11 protein-coding genes and 1 other annotated feature are annotated in these 18,976 nt (G+C 58.2%); of the genes, 9 read left to right on the top strand and 2 right to left on the bottom strand.

The genetic code is table 11. From position 1 onward, the window contains the following. Positions 1 to 79 precede the first annotated feature (79 nt). The 8 genes from B2X55_RS03160 to B2X55_RS03195 all read left to right on the top strand — a co-directional run bounded on the left by B2X55_RS03160 (position 80) and on the right by B2X55_RS03195 (position 14,864). Positions 80 to 1,237 carry a glucose-1-phosphate adenylyltransferase gene (locus tag B2X55_RS03160; RefSeq protein WP_055159972.1) on the top strand — a complete coding sequence of 386 codons (1,158 nt, stop codon included), beginning with the start codon at positions 80 to 82 and terminating at the stop codon, positions 1,235 to 1,237. A 62-nt stretch (positions 1,238 to 1,299) separates the two neighbouring features. Continuing rightward, a complete protein-coding gene (gene glgD, locus B2X55_RS03165; protein WP_270527843.1) occupies positions 1,300 to 2,406 on the top strand; it encodes a glucose-1-phosphate adenylyltransferase subunit GlgD in 1,107 nt (368 codons plus the stop codon). 115 nt (positions 2,407 to 2,521) lie between these two features. Next, the gene (locus tag B2X55_RS03170) at positions 2,522 to 4,990 is read left to right on the top strand and encodes a glycogen/starch/alpha-glucan phosphorylase (RefSeq protein ID WP_414683480.1); all 2,469 of its coding nucleotides are present in this window, start codon (positions 2,522 to 2,524) and stop codon (positions 4,988 to 4,990) included. Positions 4,991 to 5,053: 63 nt separating this feature from the next. Beyond that, positions 5,054 to 7,345, top strand: coding sequence for a 1,4-alpha-glucan branching protein GlgB (glgB, locus tag B2X55_RS03175; protein WP_286820839.1), 2,292 nt, complete (start codon positions 5,054 to 5,056; stop codon positions 7,343 to 7,345). 56 nt (positions 7,346 to 7,401) lie between these two features. After that, positions 7,402 to 8,844, top strand: coding sequence for a glycogen synthase GlgA (gene glgA, locus B2X55_RS03180; protein ID WP_286820840.1), 1,443 nt, complete (start codon positions 7,402 to 7,404; stop codon positions 8,842 to 8,844). 45 nt (positions 8,845 to 8,889) lie between these two features. Continuing rightward, positions 8,890 to 12,345, top strand: a complete 3,456-nt coding sequence (malQ, locus tag B2X55_RS03185; protein ID WP_286820842.1) for a 4-alpha-glucanotransferase — start codon at positions 8,890 to 8,892, stop codon at positions 12,343 to 12,345. A gap of 157 nt (positions 12,346 to 12,502) precedes the next feature. Beyond that, a complete protein-coding gene (locus B2X55_RS03190; protein ID WP_286820843.1) occupies positions 12,503 to 13,189 on the top strand; it encodes a hypothetical protein in 687 nt (228 codons plus the stop codon). Between the two features lie 97 nt (positions 13,190 to 13,286). Beyond that, positions 13,287 to 14,864 (top strand): DUF4127 family protein, encoded by a 1,578-nt coding sequence (locus tag B2X55_RS03195; RefSeq protein WP_051652145.1) that lies wholly within the window; start codon positions 13,287 to 13,289, stop codon positions 14,862 to 14,864. A gap of 78 nt (positions 14,865 to 14,942) precedes the next feature. Here B2X55_RS03195 and B2X55_RS03200 read toward each other — a convergent pair whose 3' ends face one another. Both B2X55_RS03200 and serC read right to left on the bottom strand, forming a co-directional pair. Then, on the bottom strand, positions 14,943 to 15,686 hold the full coding sequence (locus B2X55_RS03200; RefSeq protein ID WP_286820844.1) for a DeoR/GlpR family DNA-binding transcription regulator: 744 nt from the start codon (positions 15,684 to 15,686) through the stop codon (positions 14,943 to 14,945). Between the two features lie 99 nt (positions 15,687 to 15,785). After that, positions 15,786 to 16,877 carry a 3-phosphoserine/phosphohydroxythreonine transaminase gene (gene serC / locus B2X55_RS03205; protein ID WP_286820845.1) on the bottom strand — a complete coding sequence of 364 codons (1,092 nt, stop codon included), beginning with the start codon at positions 16,875 to 16,877 and terminating at the stop codon, positions 15,786 to 15,788. A 256-nt stretch (positions 16,878 to 17,133) separates the two neighbouring features. Then, positions 17,134 to 17,327 (top strand) — a binding site (T-box leader). A 44-nt stretch (positions 17,328 to 17,371) separates the two neighbouring features. On the opposite strand from serC, the gene serA reads away from it, so the two are divergent. Beyond that, positions 17,372 to 18,958 (top strand): phosphoglycerate dehydrogenase, encoded by a 1,587-nt coding sequence (gene serA, locus B2X55_RS03210; protein ID WP_036373718.1) that lies wholly within the window; start codon positions 17,372 to 17,374, stop codon positions 18,956 to 18,958. The last annotated feature ends 18 nt before the right edge of the window (positions 18,959 to 18,976 follow it).

The raw sequence follows: 18,976 nt of genomic DNA on the forward strand, positions 1-18,976 counted from the left end.
ACAGTGCACGATCGGCAAGAGCGGCGTATTGATGTAAGGGGAGGCTGTTCTTGCTGAGTATATCCAAGGGGGATTTTGTATGAGAAAGACAGAATGCTTAGCAATGATACTGGCTGGCGGACAGGGAAGCCGCCTTGGCGCTTTGACGAAGAAGATTGCAAAGCCGGCCGTCCCGTTCGGCGGGAAGTACCGCATCATTGACTTTCCACTCAGTAACTGCGCCAATTCCGGCATCGACAAGGTCGGTGTACTGACGCAGTACCGTCCGCTCGAGCTTCACAATTACCTGGCTTCCGGCAGTGCCTGGGATCTCGATAAGAAAGAGGGCGGTGTCTTCATTCTGCCGCCGTATGCACGCGAGAAAGGTGCGGACTGGTATCGCGGCACGGCAGATGCCATCTACCAGAACCTGAACTTCATCGACTTGGCAGACCCGGAGTACGTCCTGATCCTCTCGGGCGACCACATCTACACGATGGATTATTCCTGGATGCTCGATGCCCACAAGGCCAATAAGGCTGAGGCCACGATCGGTGTCATCGAAGTCCCGTGGGATGAGGCCCCGCGCTTCGGCATCATGAACACGGACAAGACGGGCCGCATCGAGGAATTCGAGGAGAAGCCGGCTAAGCCGAAAAGCAACCTCGCTTCGATGGGCATCTACATCTTCAACAAGGACTTCCTCAAGAAGTACCTCGAAGAGGATGCGAAGGATGAGACGTCGAGCCATGACTTCGGCAAGAACATCATCCCGAAGATGCTTGCCGATAAGGCACGTCTCTACTCGTACGCTTTCGATGGCTATTGGAAAGATGTCGGAACGATTGAGAGCCTCTGGCAGGCAAACATGGACCTCTTGCAGGATCAGCCGCCGTTCGAGCTCAATGGCGATTGGAAGATCTATTCCTCGAATCCCTCGATGCCACCGCATTATGTAGGCCCTGATGCTACGGTCAAGAACTCGATGGTCAGCGAGGGCTCGATGATCCTCGGCGATGTCGAGAACTCGGTCATCTTCCCGGGCGTCCGCATCGGCAAGGGCGCAAAGGTGCGCAATTCGGTCATCATGCCGTCGACAGTCGTGCGTGAGAATGCTGTCGTCGACTATGCGATCCTCGCACAGAATTGCGAGATCGGCGAAGGAGCAAAGGTGACGGGGGAGAAGGGTGCCATCACGGTCGTCGCAGATGGCGAGACGATTGTCGCAACAGCGGCAGGCAGCAAGCAGGCCGGCTAAGATTGTCAGCTCAACCTCATAGATACAACAGAACACAGACCAGAAGATCGGAGTGAATCAAATTGAAAACAGTAATGGGGATCATCAATCTTCAGGAGGACAATAGCCTCATCCGAGAGCTGACCGACCGTCGCGTCGTCGAATCGCTGCCGTTTGCCGGCCGCTATCGCCTCATCGATTTTGCACTGTCGAGCATGGTGAACTCGGGCGTCCAGAATGTCGGCGTCATGCTGCCGGACAAACCGCGTTCCGTCCTCGATCACCTGCGTTCCGGTAAGGATTGGGATCTGGCCCGCCGCCATGACGGCCTCTTCTACCTGCCGGCTCCGCATGACGAGGAATCGCGCCGCCGCGGTGACCTTCGCAACTTCTACTACAATCTCGACTTCTTCGAGCACAGCTCGCAGAAATACGTCCTGCTGGCAGGCGGCAGCTTCGTCTACAACATCAACTTCAACGAGTTGCTGCGCTTCCACCAGAACACGAATGCCGACATCACGATGGTCTACTACACGGCCTCGCACGAAGCTGCGGGCCGCAGCACTGTCATCGAGACGGCTGAGAACGGGCTCGTCGAGGACATCGCCGAGAAGCCGGCCATCTACGATGGCTCGAAAGTCTCGATGAATGTCTTCCTCATGGAGAAGCGTATCTTCGTCGAGATGATCCGCTACAGCTACGAGCATGGCGGCCAGGACCTGCTGCTCGACGGCATCATCCGCCGTTCGGACGAGTACAGCATCTATGCTTATGAGCATGATGGCTATGTCGCACATGTTGATTCGACGGCTTCGTACTACAAGGCAAACATGGACATCCTCAATCCTTCTGTATGGGAAGAGCTCTTCATGGGCGAGAATTCCATCTACACGAAGGTCAAGGATGAAGTCCCTGTGCAGTACAAGGACACTGCCGTCGTCAAGAATTCGCTGATTGCCAATGGCTGCATCATCCGCGGTGAAGTCGAGAACAGCATCCTGTTCCGCGGCGTCACCATCGAGAAGGGTGTCAAGGTCAAGAATTCTATTATCATGCAGAAGTGCGACGTGCAGGAGAATTCCCTGCTCGAGAATGTCATCTGTGATAAGAACGTAGTGATCACGAAGGAGAAGTGGCTCAAGGGAGCTCAGAACTATCCGCTGATCGTTGCGAAAAATGTGGTGATCTAAGATTGAGACAAGCCGTTGTAAATAGAAATGCGCTGGCAGGTATGGGCTGGCAACTCATTTACGACGGCTTTTCTTTTATAAATCAAGTAAGTCAAAGCCAAGGGGAGTGTTTTTTTTGGCACGAGAAACAAAGGAACAGAAACAGAAGAGCCGCGAGTTTGACAAGCTCAAGGAGAATCTGAAACTTCGTTTTGTCAGCACGGCACATCTGATGTATGGCCGTGAGATCAAAGACCTCACGGAGAATGAGGTTTACCAGACGGTGGCTGCTACCGCAAAGCAGTTCATCTCCGACAACTGGATCAAGACAAATAAGACGTATGCAGAGCGCCAGGAGAAGCAGATCTACTATTTCTCCATCGAATTCCTGCTCGGCCGCCTGCTCAAGTCGAATCTCATCAATCTCGGCATCGAAGAGGCTGTCAAGGAAGTCCTGGAGGACTTCGATCTCAGCCTCGTCAAGACGTTCGATGAAGAGCCAGACGCAGGCCTCGGCAACGGCGGCCTCGGCCGCCTTGCCGCCTGCTTCATCGACTCGATGGCAGCACACCGCCTGCCGGGCCACGGCTGCAGCATCCGCTACCAGTACGGCCTGTTCGAGCAGAAGATCATCGAGGGCAACCAGGTCGAGATCCCGGACAACTGGCTCAAGAACGGCTTTGCCTGGGAGTACCGCAAGCCGGATAAGGCCATCGATGTCAAGTTCAACGGCAATGCCTACATGAAGAAGATGCCGGACGGCAGTCTCAAGCTCGTCTACGAGAATCCGATGACGGTCATGGCTGTGCCGTACGACGTGCCGATCGTCGGTTATCACAACAACACGGTCAACACACTGCGCCTCTGGAATGCAGAGGTCAACCGCGACTTCTCCGACTACGGCCGCCTGACGCAGGAACAGATGCGCCAGAAGAACGAGTACCGCAACTTCGTCGAGAGCATCACGCGCTACCTCTATCCGGATGACAGCACCTACGATGGCCGTCGCCTGCGCCTTATACAGGAGTACTTCTTCGTCTCGGCCGGTGTCCAGAGCATCGTCCGTCACTACAAGAAGGTCGGCATGGACATCCATGACTTCGCCCAGAAGATCGCCATCCACATCAACGACACGCATCCGGCACTCTGCGTCGCCGAGCTCATGCGCATCCTCGTCGATGAGGAGGGTCTCGAGTGGAATGAGGCATGGGCCATCACGAAGAACACGATTGCCTACACGAACCACACGATCATGCCGGAGGCACTCGAGAAGTGGCCAATCGACATGTTCAAGCCGCTGCTGCCGCGCATCTACATGATCATCGACGAGATTAACCGCCGCTGGCTCATCGATGTGCGCGACCGCTATCCGAACAACGAGCAGAAAGTCCACGAGCTCTCCATCATCCAGGACGGCATGGTCCACATGGCCCGTCTGTCGATTGTCGGCTCGCACAGCGTCAACGGTGTCGCGAAGATCCACACGGACATCCTCAAGTCCACGACGCTGCACGACTTCTACGAGTACAACCCGCGCATGTTCAACAACAAGACGAACGGCATCACGCACCGCCGCTGGCTCATGGGCGCAAACCCGGAGCTCTCGGACCTCATCGATGCGACCATCGGCAGCCGCCGCTGGCACCGCCATCCGGAGCAGCTCGACCTGCTCAACGACTACGTCGAGGATAAGCCGTTTCTCGAGAAGCTCGGCGCCATCAAGCATCTGCGCAAGGAAGCACTCGCGAAGTACGTCAAAGAGCACAATGGCATCGATGTCGATCCGGACAGCATCTTCGACATCCAGGTCAAGCGCATCCATTCATACAAGCGCCAGCTCATGAACATCCTGCACATCATGTACCAGTACCACAAGCTCAAGACGGATCCGGACTTCGACATGTTGCCGACGACGTACTTCTTCGGCGGCAAGGCTGCACCGGGCTACTACATCGCGAAGGAGACGATCCGCCTGATCAATGCCGTCGCGGACAAGGTCAACAACGATGCGAGCATCAAGGGCAAGATCAAGGTCGTATTCATCGAGAACTTCGGCGTCTCCATCGGCGAGATCGTCTATCCGGCGGCCGATGTCAGTGAGCAGATCTCCACGGCTTCGAAGGAAGCTTCGGGCACGGGCAACATGAAGTTCATGATGAACGGCGCCATCACGCTCGGCACGCTCGACGGCGCGAACGTCGAGATCCGCGAAGCGGTCGGTGGCGACGCGAACTGTGTGATCTTCGGCCTCAAGGCAGAGGAAGTTCTCAACTACTATGCGACGGGCACGTATTCTGCCTGGGATGAGTACAATACGAATGAGAACGTGCGCCTCGTCGTCAACCAGCTGACGGACGGCACGTACGGCAATTTCCAGTCACTGTCGGACTACCTGATCCGCGCAAACGATGAGTTCTTCATCCTCAAGGATTTCAATGCCTATGCTGACGCGCATGTCGAGATCATGAAGCGCTACCAGAAGCGCTTCCAGTGGCTGAAGTCCTCGGCCATCAACATCGCGAACTCGGGCGTCTTCTCGTCCGACCGCACGATCGATGAGTACGCAAATGAAATCTGGCAGGTCAAGCCGGTCATGATCCCGTAAGCTGTGAATCGCAGGGGCTATGCCCCTGCCCGATTCCAAGGGGATACACAGAGGGGGATTATTGTGAAAACATCAGAATTAAGCGAGTTCGACCTCTATCTCTTCCATCAGGGGACGAATTATCATGCATATGAGATGCTCGGCGCTCATTTTGTCGAGAGCGACGGCAAGAAGGGCGTGCGCTTTGCTGTCTGGGCACCGCATGCGAAGTCCATCAGCGTCGTCGGTGACTTCAATGAGTGGGATACGCGCGTCAATCCGATGACGCGCGGCCGCGACGGCGAGATCTGGGAGGTATTCGTCCCAGGTATCGAGGAAGGCGCCATCTACAAGTATGCGATCGAGCCGCAGTGGGGAGGGCCGCGCATCATGAAGGCCGACCCGTACGGCTTCTATGCGGAGAAAAAGCCGAACACGGCATCGCGCGTCTACGACCTCTCGAAGTACGAGTGGAAGGACGGCGACTGGTTCGAGCAGAAGAAGAAGGAATCATCCTATGAGCGCCCGATGCTGACGTATGAAGTGCATGCAGGCTCCTGGCGCCGCACGAAGGATGGAGAGTACCTGTCCTATCGCGACCTCGCGGATCAGCTCATCGACTACGTCAAGAAGATGAACTACACGCACATCGAGTTCATGCCGCTCTGCGAGCATCCCTTCGATGGCTCGTGGGGCTACCAGATTACGGGTTATTACGCCGTGACGAGTCGCTTCGGCACACCGGACGACTTCCGCTATCTCGTGGACAAGGCGCATGAGAACGGCATCGCCGTCATCATGGACTGGGTCCCGGGCCACTTCTGCAAGGATGAGCAGGGCTTGCGCCACTTCGATGGCCAGACGCTCTACGAGTCCGACAACGAGCAGCTTGCCGAGAACTGGGAGTGGGGCACGACAAACTTCGACTACGGCCGCACGGAGGTCCAGAGCTTCCTGATCTCGAACGCGATGTTCTGGTTCGAGGAGTTCCACATCGACGGTCTGCGCATCGATGCAGTCGCGAATATGCTCTACCTCAACTATGGCCGCAAGGACGGCGAGTGGACGCCGAACAAGTACGGCGACACGGGCAACCTCGAGGCCATGGACTTCCTCAAGAAACTCAATGAGAGCATCTTCAAGTACCATCCGCAGGCCTTGATGATTGCCGAGGAATCGACGGCCTGGCCGCTGATCTCGAAGCCTGTCTACATGGGTGGCATGGGCTTCAACTACAAGTGGAACATGGGCTGGATGAACGACATGCTCAAGTACATGTCGCTCGACCCGATCTACCGCAAGTGGAACCACGACAAGGTCACGTTCTCCTTCATGTATGCGTTCAGCGAGAACTTCGTGCTGCCGCTCTCGCACGATGAGGTCGTGCACGGCAAGTGTTCGCTGATCAGCAAGATGCCTGGCGATTACTGGCAGAAGTTTGCCGGCCTGCGCACGTTCTTCGCGTACTGGATCGCACATCCAGGCAAGAAGCTGCTGTTCATGGGCGGCGAGTTCGGCCAGTTCATCGAGTGGAATTACGATGACAGCCTCGACTGGCATCTGCCGCAGCAGTATCCGATGCACAAGAAGATGCTCGAGTACAGCCGCGCGCTCAACAAGTTCTACTGCGACCACAAGGCGCTCTGGCAGGTCGACTTCGACTGGAATGGCTTCCAGTGGATCGACTGCAACGACAACGAGAACAGCGTCGTCTCCTTCATCCGCAAGGCGGAGGACCCGTCCGACTACATCGTCGCCGTCTGCAACTTCACGCCGGAGGTCCGCCACGATTACCGCATCGGCGTGCCGGAGAAGGGCAGTTACATCGAGGTGTTCAACTCGGATGATGAGACCTTCGGCGGCAGCGGTGTCAAGAATGAGGGCGAGATCAAGACGGAGGATGTCAAGTGGCATGACCGCGATCAGTCCATCCTCTTGACCATCCCGCCGATGGCGACCATCTACCTGCGCCACAAGGGACAAGTGGCATCTGGCCGGAATTCTTTTGACGAGGCTCCGGCGGAGCTCGAGGTCAGAGGCCATGAAGAGAAAAGTTCTGCCGACAAGGCAGAAGCCGCCGAAGCAATGCCGAAGAAGACGGTGAAGAGACGTACGGCTGCGAAGAAAGCAGAGCCTTCGGAAGGGGCTCCTGCGGACAAGCCGAAGCGCCGCGGCCGTCCTCGCATGACGGAGGAAGAGAAGGCTGCCGCCAAGGCCAAGAGAGAGGCCGAAAAGGCCGCCAAGGCCGCAGCAGAGGGCGAGGCTGCGCCGAAGAAGGCGCGACGCCGTCGCTCTACGGCCGCCAAGACGACACGCAAGACAACGGCCAAGAAGACCGCCAGCAAGACGGCAAAAGCCGCAGCCGGTGAATCCTGATCTTGTTCAGTTCCTGTTATCGATATTGCAATGTACACTATGAGGGGGATTCTGGAATGAAAGTTCTATATGTTGCTTCTGAGGCTGTGCCTTTTGCCAAGACGGGCGGCCTTGCCGATGTGGCTGGCTCGCTGCCGAAGGCTCTCAAGGCCGAGGGCGTCGATGTCCGCGTCATCATGCCGAAATTCGGCAAAATCCCGGAGAAGTTCCGCGATGCGATGGAGCATGTCTACGACGGGGAGATCCCTGTCGCCTGGCGTTCCAAGTTCGTCGGCCTCGACAGGCTCGAGCACGACGGCGTCACGTACTACTTTGTCGACAACGAAGAGTACTTCAAGCGCGAGGGCTTCTACGGCTATGACGATGATGCAGAGCGCTTCTCGTTCTTCTGCCGCGCCGTCCTGAACCTGCTGCCCGCCATGGACTTTTGGCCGGATGTCATCCATACGAATGACTGGCACTCTGGCCTCGTCAATGTTCTGCTGAAGATCGAGCACCAGGGCGATGAGCGTTACGAGAACATCCGCACGCTCTACACGATCCACAATCTCAAGTATCAGGGCGTCTTCCCGAAGAACGTCATGAGCGATGTACTCGGCCTCGATTGGAAGTACTTCAACAACGGCGACCTCGAGTTCTACGATGCCGTCAACTTCATGAAGGGTGGCCTGATTTACGCCGACTACATCTCGACGGTCAGCAAGACGTACGCCAAGGAGATCCAGTACGAGTACTTCGGCGAGCATCTCGACGGCCTGCTGCGCAGCCGCCAAGACACGCTCTTCGGCATTGTCAACGGCATTGACTATGATGTCTACAACCCGAGCAAGGACAAGAACCTCTACGAGGGCTACGATGTCACGACGCTCGACCGCAAGGCCGACAACAAGGTCCTCTTGCAGAAGGACCTCGGGCTGCCAATCAGCCGCCGCACGCCGATGGTCGCCATGGTCACGCGTCTCGTCGCTGCGAAGGGCCTCGACCTCGTCGTGCGCATGATGGACGAGATCCTGCAGCATGAGGATATCCAGTTCGTCCTGCTGGGAACGGGCGACAAGGCGTATGAGGATTGGTTCAAGGGCCTGGCTTGGCGCTTCCCAACGAAGGTTTCGGCCAATATCTACTTCTCGAACCAGCTCGCACAGCGCATTTACGCGGCCTCGGATATCTTCCTGATGCCGTCGAATTACGAACCGTGCGGCATCGGCCAGCTCATCGCGCTGCGCTACGGCTCTGTGCCGGTCGTGCGCGAGACGGGCGGTCTCAAGGACACGATCATCCCGTACGACAAGTACACGAAGCAGGGCAATGGCTTCCGCTTCGCCGACTACAATGCGCATGAGATGATGTATGCCCTCAAGCGCGCCCTGAGCGCCTACGAGAACTATGAGGAATGGAAGCAGATCGTGGAGAATGCCATGAATTCGGATTACAGCTGGAAGGAATCGGCTCGCGAATACAAGGCACTCTATGAGAAGCTGACTGGCTCGGAAGCATGAGAGAAAATAGAAAATAGAGCAAGTAAGTGAGAAGGAGGAGTTTTCATGCTGACACAGGATCAAGTCTGGCATGATTCTCAGGATATCAACTACCGATCGCCCGTCGGGGCGGCCGAAGCGGGATCAAAGGTCAGGATGGGGCTGCGCCTGCGCACGAAGGAGGGCATCCGGCAGGTCATCCTGCGCTGCTGGCAGGACCAGACAGGGGAGCATCTGATTCCCTTGGAGACGCAGGACGACCCGTTTCAGGAGGAGCATTTCTACAGCGGTTGGCTGCCGCTGCCAGAAAAGGGAGGCCTCGTCTGGTATTACTTCATCATCTCGATGGAGGACGGTACCTGGTACTACGGCAACAATCCAGAACATCTCGGCGGCATGGGCACGCTCTACGACCATGTGCCGCCATCGTTCCAGATCACGGTATTCAACAAGGGGGCCAAGACGCCGGACTGGTTCAAGCACGCTGTCATGTACCAGATCTTCCCGGACCGCTTCTCGCGCGACGGCAATGCCATCATCGAGAAGAGGGGCGCGGTCTTCCATGCCAGCTGGCAGGATGATCCGTGCTACTACAAGGACCCGGACACGAAGGAGATCGTCGCCTACGACTTCTTCGGCGGCAATCTCAAGGGCATCGAGAAGAAACTCGACTATCTCAAGGGCCTTGGCATCTCGGTCATCTACCTGAACCCGGTATTCGAGTCGGAGAGCAACCATCACTACGACACGGGCGACTACCACAAGATCGACCCAATCCTCGGCTCGAATGAAGACTTCCGCCATCTCGTCGATGTGGCAAAGGCCAAGGGCATCCGCATCATCATCGATGGCGTCTTCAGCCACACGGGCAGCAACAGCCGCTACTTCAACCGCGAGGGCCAGTACGACACGATAGGCGCCTTCCAGTCACCGGATTCCCCTTATTTTGAGTGGTATAACTTCCGCAATTTCCCTTACGAATACGAGAGCTGGTGGAATTTCTCCACGCTGCCTGACGTCAAGGAGACGACGCCCTCCTACATGGACTTCATCATCTACGACAAGGACAGCGTGCTGCACCACTGGATGAAGGAAGGCATTGCTGGCTGGCGCCTCGATGTCATCGACGAGCTGCCGGCGGCCTTCTCGCAGTCGTTCTTTGCAGAGCTCAAGAAGACAGATCCCGATGCCGTCATGATCGGCGAGGTCTGGGAGGATGCGTCGCACAAAGTCGCCTACGGCGTGCCGCGCGAATACCTCTGCGGGCAGGAGATGGATTCGGCGATGAACTACCCGTTCCGCCAGATCCTCTTTGACTTCCTGCTCGGCCGCACAGACGCGAAGATGAGCCTGCGCCGCTTCGAGAGCCTGCGCGAGAATTACCCGCGCGAGAACTTCTATGCGATGATGAACCTCATCGGCAGCCACGATGTGGAACGCGCCGTCACGGTGCTCGGTGAGGAGCCGTTCTACGACGGCATGCCGGCCATCGAGCAGTCGCGCGCGCACCTGTCGGACGACCAGTACAACCTCGGCATGGCGCGTCTCTTCATGGCGGCGCTCTGGCAGATGACATATCCGGGCGTGCCGTGCATCTACTACGGTGATGAGATCGCGATGCAGGGCTTCAAGGACCCGTACAACCGCCGCCCCTACAACTGGGCGAATGGCGACACGTACGTCAGGAGCCGCTATGAGCGCATGATCCGCGTGCGCAACGAGCACACGGCCCTGCAGACGGGCGAGCTGTTGCCGCTCTATGCGGAGGACGATGTCATGGCCTTCGCGCGCCTCGTGCGCGGCGGCCGCGATGTCTTTGGCGAGCCAGCGAAGGACGAGTGTTTCATCTCGCTCTTCAACAGGAGTCTCAAGGAGACGAAGACGGTCACGTTGCAGGTCGGCGACTTTGCGGACGGCGTCTTCGCCGATGCCTTCCACCCGGAGACGCGCTTCACAGTCGAGAACGGCCAGCTGACCGTCGATATCCTGCCGCTCAAGGGTTTCCTGCTGCAGAACATACCGCCAGAGCACCACTACAAGCATGAGGCCGGTGTCCTGCTGCATCCGACGTCGCTGCCGTCAAAGTACGGCGTCGGCGATTTCGGCAAAGAAGCTTACCGCTTCGTCGACTTCCTCGCTAAGGCGGGCCAGCACGTCTGGCAGATCCTTCCGCTCGGCCCGGTCGGTTACAGCTATTCGCCGTACCAGTCGCCTTCGGCGTTTGCGGGCAACCCGCTGCTCATCGACATCGATGCGCTCATCGAGAGGGGCTGGCTCAGCAAGCAGGAGGCCAAGGTCACCTATGCCGACTTCGATTCGTCGGCTGACTTCGAGCAGGCGCGCGTCTTCAAGAACAAGTGCCTGCGCAAGGCACTTGCAGCTTTCCAGCGCGATGCAACAGCACAGCCGGACTACGAAGCCTTCTGCCGCGAGGAGGCAGACTGGCTCGATGATTACGCGCTTTTTGAGGCAGCCAAGAAGGAATACGACAACAAGGGCTGGATGGACTGGCCGGAGAACGTCAAGAAACGGGAGCCGGCGGCAATCGCATCGCTGAAGAGCCGCCTGGAGGAAGACATCGCGCTGCAGAAGTTCATGCAGTACATCTTCCACCGCCAGTGGCAGCACCTGCACGATTACGCAAAGGAGAAGGGCATCCGCATCATGGGCGATATGCCGATTTTCCTCGCGCAGGACAGCGCCGATGTCTGGGCCAACCAGCAGCTCTTCGACCTCAATCCGGACGGCACGGCCCATACGGTCGCCGGTGTACCGCCCGATTACTTCAGCGCGACGGGGCAGCTCTGGGGCAACCCGCAGTATGACTGGCAGGCCATGAAGGCGGAGAATTATACGTGGTGGAAGAAGCGCTTCCACAAGCTCTACTCGATGGTGGACATCGTGCGCATCGATCACTTCCGCGGCTTTGAGTCGTACTGGGAAGTCGACGGCAAGGCGAAGAACGCCATCCAGGGGCGCTGGCTGCCGGGACCTGGCAAGCCGTTCTTCGACGAGGTGCGCCGCGCGCTCGGCAGCCTGCCCATTGTGGCAGAGGACCTCGGCATCATCACGCCGGAGGTCGAGAAGCTCCGCGATGACTGCGGCTTCCCGGGCATGAAGGTGCTCGAGTTCACGCTCTATCTCAACCACCAGCACCGCCTGAGCACCGTTGTGCCGGAGAACAGCATCGTCTATACGGGCACGCACGACAACAACACGATTGTCGGCTGGCTCAAGGACGAGATCTCACCGTCGCTGCGCAAGGCCATTGCCGATCTCGTGCGCGCCGATGTGCGCAAGCCGGAGGAGATTGCACGCCATCTCATCGGCTTTGCCTATGCGTCGAACGCGCGCCTCGCCGTCATCCCGATGCAGGACCTCCTGCAGCTCGACGGCAGTGCCCGCATGAACACACCGGGCACTTCGGACGGCAACTGGAAGTGGTGCATGCGCCCGGGCGACCTCGAGAAAGTTGATGCGGCGAAGCTCCATGCGCTTGCCGTCCGCACGGGCCGCGCCTGATCAATCGACTGGCCACTTCACTGTGGGAATGAGATGAATGACAGCTCTATCTTGAAAAAGATGGAGCTGTCATTTTTGTTTTTCATGTTTTTGTGGTATCCTAGTATCGTATTGTTTTTCAGCAATATGGATACCTGCAGGAATAGAGGTGTTTTTCATGATCGATATACCAGCGAACTGGATGGAGAAGATCCAGAACGTCGATTGGTCGAAAGTCCGGGAATCCGTCAAGGATTATGGCCCGGCCATCAAGGTGCTGCAGCAGACCTGGTCGAAAGAATCCCTGCTCGAGATCAGCCAGGGCAAGCTCTTCGTGCCGGATTCGGTCATCAATGAAGCCATTGCTAAGAAGATCCCGGAGGGCGGCTCCGTCACAGGCGTGACAATCAAGTCGCATGCGAACGGACGCCTCGACATCCGGGCGGAGACGAAGAGAGTCGGCCCCGTCGAGCTGTCGGGCGAGATCCAGGAGTTCGTCCACGAGGGCGACAAGTCGTACATGAAGTACCGCGTGCGCAGCCGCAACATCCCGGAGCACGGCTTGATGTCGTGGATTTTCTCACGCGTCTCGCTTGCCATGGCAGAACGCATGGTGGGCCATGTGGAGCTTTCCGATGACCTGCCGATATCCATCCGCCACAATACGGTCACCGTTGACTACAGCAAGGTGCTCGCCGAGTCGGACTTCGGCAAGACAGAGTACCAGGCCCACAAGCTCATGGACATGCTGGAAATCGAGGGCGCCAAGCCGAAAGACGGCGGCATCGAGTTCGACACGAAGCTCAATGTCCCCGACGATGTCAAGAAGGCGCTGGTGGCCGTGCTGGCCGACCAGCTGGAATAAAAAAGATGGAATGAGATAAGAGGGGAGCGATTCTTTGAGAAAGCAGATTGTAGCACTCGCAGCAGTGTTCTGTACACTCGCCGTGACGCTCACTGGCATGCCAGAGGCCGCGGCGCACCACAAGAATGAACAGAAAGTAGAGAAGATCCTCTACATCCCGCACGACAACCGCCCAATCTCGGACAAGCAGACGGCGGAAGTCATCAGCAAGCTCGGCTATGAAGTCGTCGTGCCGCCCGACAACATGCTTGGCAGCCGCACGGATCTCGGTCACCCCGATGAGCTCTGGGATTGGCTCAAGCAGAACGCGCAGGATGCCGATGCTGCCGTCATCTCGTCGGACTCGATGCTCTACGGCAGCCTCGTCGGCTCGCGCAAGCACGAGTACAGCAAGAAAGAGGTACTCGAGCGCGCCGACCGCTTCCAGTCGTTCCGCAAGGAGCACCCGAAGATGGAACTCTACGTCTTCGGTTCGATCATGCGCACGCCGCGCTCTGGTGAGGCGTCGGGCCATGAGGAGCCGGGCTACTACCGCAACTACGGCGCGGATATCTTCCGCTACACCGTCCTCAAGGACAAGGAGGAGATGGAGGGCCTGACGCGCCGCGAGAAGAAGGAGTACGACTTCCTGCAGCGCCTGATTCCAAAGGCATCGCTCGCGGACTGGATGGGCCGCCGCGAGAAGAACTTTGCGGCCAACGAGAAGATGATCGACCTGACGCGCAAGAATGCCTTCAACTACTTCGTGCTGGGTCGCGACGACAATGCGCCGTATTCGCAGACGCACCTCGAGAGCCGCCACCTCGCCGCAGCGGGCCAGGACCTCGGCAAGACGCGCTTCCAGGCCATGGCGGGCATCGATGAGATCGGCATGTTGTTGCTCACGCGTGCCGTCAATGACATGCGCCGCGATGTGCCGTTCGTCTACGTCCGCTACAACTGGGGCAAGGGCGAGTTCACGGTCCCGTCGTACTCCGATGAGAAGATCGGCGATTCAATCGCGGCGGCCATCACGGCTGCTGGCGGCATGCAGGTCAAGTCTCCTGAGAAGGCTGACCTCGTGCTGACGGTCAACACGAATCCGAACGGCAAGACGTACGAGGCCAATGACCGCGCCAATGACGGCACGCCGCGCGAGGGCACGAAGTACTTCGCCGACATCGTCAGCGACTACGTCGGCAAGGGATATCCTGTCGCTATTGCCGATATCGCCTATGCGAACGGCTCAGACAATGCTCTGATGGACGAGCTGCGCGACCGCGGCCTGCTCTTCAAGCTGCGCGCCTATGCGGGCTGGAACACGCCGACGAACAGCACAGGCTTCGTCATCGGCGAGGGCATGATGGCCGAGCACATGAAGGATGAGGCCGTCGATGACCTGTTGCTCACGCGCTACCTCGACGATTGGGCCTATCAGGCCAACGTGCGCAATACGATTGCCCGTCAGCTGACCTGGCTGCGCGGCGATGGCGTCTACGGCAGCCTCGACTCGAAGATGGGGGCCGTGGCGACGCGCTCCGAGCGCATGCTCACGCGCTTCGTCGAGGAAAATCTGCCGCCGATCGACTCGCTCGCTTACATCGAAGTGCGTTTCCCGTGGAACCGCATGTTCGAGTCCGACATCATCCACACGGCGGATGAGCCGGTCGACATCTCCTACTTCCCCAAGAAGTGAGAGATGCGACGCGGAGCTATGAGATAAAAGAAAGACCTGCCGGGAGCTTTGCTTCCAGCAGGTCTTTTTTTGTGCCATTCAAGAGCGGCGCTTTGCGGCCGTGACGATCTCGGGGCCGAGCGCCTGGCAGCGCTCGACGTCGCTGTCCGCGACATCTGCGTCGGTGTAGATGGCGCGGATGTTCTCGTAGGGGAAAATCAGCTCGGACGCATCGCAGTGGAATTTCACAGACTCCGTCAGCACGATGATGCCGCGGGCCTGGGCGGCCATGGCCTGCGCCGCTTCGATGCGCAGGTGGTCGCTGCTCTTGACGCCGCGCTCGTCCATGCCGTCGATGCCGAGGAAGAACTTGTCCACCTTGAAGTTGCGGGCGCAGAGGCCGACAAGCGGGCCGACCATGACCTGCGCTTCATTCTGGTAGCTGCCGCCGAGCAGGATGATGCGGGCCGAGCGCATCTTGCGCACGAAGCTCGCGATGAAGGCGGAATTCGTGATGATGGTGATGTGGCAGTCGCGCGCACAGAGTTCCTCGGCGAGCAGCGTGCAACAGCTGCCTGACTCGATCATGACCGTCTCGCCAGGCTGGACGCAGCACGCTGCCCGCTCGGCGATGCGGCGCTTGTTCTCGTAGTGGAAGGAGAGATGATGGCCGATGTCGTCGCTCGCCACCATGCAGGCAAAGCCGTGCTCGCGCTTCAGGAGGCCCTGATGGGCGAGCATGTTGAGATCCTTGCGTATCGTGACCTCGGATACACCGAGCTTTGCGGAGAGTTCCGTAACGGCCAGGCGCCCGTTCTGGCAGATGAGATCGAGGAGTTTCATATGACGGGGGTGCATCAGATTCGTTCCTTTCGTCAATATTTGTCAACAACACAAAACTCCCCCTGCCGCAGGCAAGGGGAGCTCTTTCAGGCAATGCAATCAGGCGTTCTCTTTGCGGAATTTCTCCATGAAATCCGCAAGGGCGACAGCGCCTTCGTACGGCATCGCGTTGTAGATCGAAGCGCGCATGCCGCCGACGCTGCGGTGACCCTTGACACCGCTGAGCTGATGCGTGAGCGCCTCGGCGATGAACTTCTTCTCGAGTTCCTCACTCGGCAGGCGGAAGGTGACGTTCATGAAGGAACGGCTATCCTTGTCAGCATGACCGCGGTAGAAGCCGTTGGAGCTATCGATGGCATCGTAGACGACCTTGGCCTTGCGCTCGTTGCGGCGTGCCATTTCCTCGAGGCCGCCCTGCGATTTGATCCAGGCAGCGACCTTGCCGACCATGTAGATGCAGAAGGCTGGGGGCGTGTTGTAAAGCGAATCCTTCTTGTAGAACGTGCTGTAGCGGAACATCGTCGGCAGGGACTCAGGGCTGTTTTCGAGCAGGCTCTTCTTGGCGACGACGAGTACGACACCGGCCGGGCCGAGGTTCTTCTGGACACCGGCGTAGATGAAGTCGAACTTGTGGAAGTCAATCGGGCGCGAGAGCATGTCGGAGGACATGTCGGCGAAGAGCGGCACGCCGTTCGTTTCCGGGATGTAGTGGTACTCTGTGCCGTAGATCGTGTTGTTGTAGCAGACATGGACGTAGGCAGCGTTCGGGTCAATCTTGAGCTCAGGCTGCTGCGGCACATGGTGGTAGCCCGTCTCTTTGCTCGAGGCGACGATTTCGCCGACTCCGAGATGCTCGGCCTCTTTGTAGGCTTTTTCGGCGAAGCTGCCGGAGAGCACATAGCTACCCGGATGCTCTTTCGTTGCGAAGTTCAGCGGGATCATCGCGAACTGCTGGCTGGCGCCGCCCTGGCAGAAGAGCACTTCGTAGTCATCGCCGAGCCCCATGAGCTCCTTGATGTCCTGCTTTGCCTTCTCGTGGACAGCGGCGTACTGCGGTGCGCGGTGGCTGATCTCCAGGATGGACATCCCGCTGTTGTTGAAGTTCAGGAACTCTGCCTGTGCTTCCTTGAGTACCTCGAGCGGCAGCGTTGCCGGACCAGGATTGAAATTGTAGACGCGACCTGCTTCCATGAAAAAAACCTCCCAAAACGTATAGAATCTTGGTATTCCTTGATATCCCTTGCGGGTGATTCGCTGCTTTCCAGCTTTTGAAGCGCCTGATTCCTCATATTGTCCATTCATTGTGGACAAGCGGCGTTTTTTATATTCTAGCGCGAAAAAAACAGAAAAGCAAGCAGAAAAATAAAAACTGTTTTTTCGGAGCAGACACTTGACGGCTGAAAATGGATGGCCTATAATACACTTATGCACGAAAAATGCACAATACGAAAAGGCGAAGATGGGGAAGCCGAGATGAAGACCCTTATAGAGAGCTGGCGGCAGGTGCGAGCCAGCAGGGAACATCGAGGTTCCGCCCCGGAGCAGCTGATGAAAGTCAGACGGGCATGCCCGTTACAGCATCGAGAGAGAGGCTTTGCCTCACTTGGGTGGCACCACGGAATCGAGCGTTTCGTCCCAAATCGGGACGGGCGCTTTTTTTGTTGATGGACAAGGAGAGAAGAATCATGAAGGTATTAGCAGCAGATGGTATTTCGCCGAAAGGCATTGAGCTCTTGCAGAAGGACTTCGAGGTTGTCGTCAAGGATAAGCTTCCGGCAGAGGAACTGCTCGAGATCATCCCGGACTTCGATGCGCTGATCGTGCGCTCGGCCTCGAAGGTCACGGCAGAGGTCATCGCGCGCGCCGAGAAGCTCAAGATCATCGGCCGCGCCGGTGTCGGCGTCGACAACATCGATATCCCGGCTGCGACGGCCAAGGGCATCATCGTCATCAACTCCCCGGGCGGCAACACGATCGCGGCAACGGAGCACACGATGGCCATGATGCTCGCGATGTCGCGCAACATCCCAATCGCGAATGAGACGATGCACAAGGGCGAGTGGAACCGCAAGAAGTACGTCGGCGTCGAGCTGCGCGGCAAGACGCTCGGTGTCATCGGCATGGGCCGCATCGGCTCGGGCGTGGCCAAGCGCGCGATGGCTTTCGACATGAATGTGCTCGCCTACGATCCGTATATTAATGAAGAGCGCGCGAAGGCGCTCGGAGTCAAGATTGCGACGTTTGATGAGGTCATCGAGAACTCCGATTTCATCACGGTCCACATGCCGCTGACAAAGGATACGAAGGGCATGATCGCGATGGAGCAGATGAAGAAGATGAAGCCGGGTGTCCGCCTCGTCAACTGCGCGCGCGGCGGCATCATCGACGAGGCAGACCTCGCCGAGGCGCTCAAGCAGGGCATTGTCGCAGCAGCTGCCATCGATGTCTACACGAGCGAGCCGCCTGCCGAGAAGGGCAATCCTTTGCTCGAGGCACCGAACATCGTGCTGACGCCGCATCTCGGTGCTTCGACGGTCGAGGCGCAGATCGGTGTATCGGTCGATGTCGCCAAGGGCATCATCGCGGCGCTGCACGGTGAACCCGTCGCGACGGCCGTCAACATGGCGCCTGTCTCCCCGCAGGTCATGCGCGTCATCGCGCCGTACCTCACGCTGGCCGAGCGCCTCGGCGGCACGGTCGTCGGCCTCGCCGACGGTCCAATCGAGTCGGTTGAAGTCACCTACAACGGCGAGATCACGGAGGTCAACACGGGTCTCCTGACGACGGCCGTCATCAAGGGGCTCCTCAATCCTGTCATGGAGAACGAGGTCAACTACGTCAATGCACCGGGCCTCGCCAAAGAGCGCGGCATCAAGGTGTCGGAACGCAAGGACCGCGCATCTGAGGACTTCGCCAACCTCATCACGGTCGACGTCGTCGCCGGCGGCCAGAAGCTCTCCGTACAGGGCACGCTGTTCGGCACGCAGGGCCGCATCGTCCGCATCAATGACTTCCGCGTCGATGTCGATCCGCATGCGCGCATCCTGATCTGCCCGCACATCAATCGCCCAGGCGTCATCGGCACGGTTGGCACGCTGCTCGGCGGCAATGGCGTCAACATCTCGGCCATGCAGGTCGGCACGACGGAAGAAGAGGGCAAGAACCTCATGGTCCTGACGGTCGACAATGACATCCCGGCCGCTCTCTTAGAGACGGTCAAGGCGCTCGACGGCATCTTCGATGCCAAGCTCGTCAACTTCTATGAGATCTGAGCTTGCGCCCTATATATA

Origin of the sequence: Mitsuokella sp. UBA4253, from assembly GCF_002395285.1 — a bacterium.
Lineage (GTDB): Bacteria > Bacillota > Negativicutes > Selenomonadales > Selenomonadaceae > Mitsuokella > Mitsuokella jalaludinii.

What these genes read in the sequence shown, in the direction of transcription:
- B2X55_RS03160 (WP_055159972.1), top strand. Translation starts at nt 80, where the DNA reads ATGAGAAAGACAGAATGCTTAGCAATGATACTGGCTGGCGGACAGGGA.
- glgA (WP_286820840.1), top strand. Translation starts at nt 7,402, where the DNA reads ATGAAAGTTCTATATGTTGCTTCTGAGGCTGTGCCTTTTGCCAAGACG.
- malQ (WP_286820842.1), top strand. Translation starts at nt 8,890, where the DNA reads ATGCTGACACAGGATCAAGTCTGGCATGATTCTCAGGATATCAACTAC.
- B2X55_RS03190 (WP_286820843.1), top strand. Translation starts at nt 12,503, where the DNA reads ATGATCGATATACCAGCGAACTGGATGGAGAAGATCCAGAACGTCGAT.
- B2X55_RS03195 (WP_051652145.1), top strand. Translation starts at nt 13,287, where the DNA reads ATGCCAGAGGCCGCGGCGCACCACAAGAATGAACAGAAAGTAGAGAAG.
- B2X55_RS03200 (WP_286820844.1), bottom strand. Translation starts at nt 15,686, where the DNA reads ATGAAACTCCTCGATCTCATCTGCCAGAACGGGCGCCTGGCCGTTACG.
- serC (WP_286820845.1), bottom strand. Translation starts at nt 16,877, where the DNA reads ATGGAAGCAGGTCGCGTCTACAATTTCAATCCTGGTCCGGCAACGCTG.
- serA (WP_036373718.1), top strand. Translation starts at nt 17,372, where the DNA reads ATGAAGGTATTAGCAGCAGATGGTATTTCGCCGAAAGGCATTGAGCTC.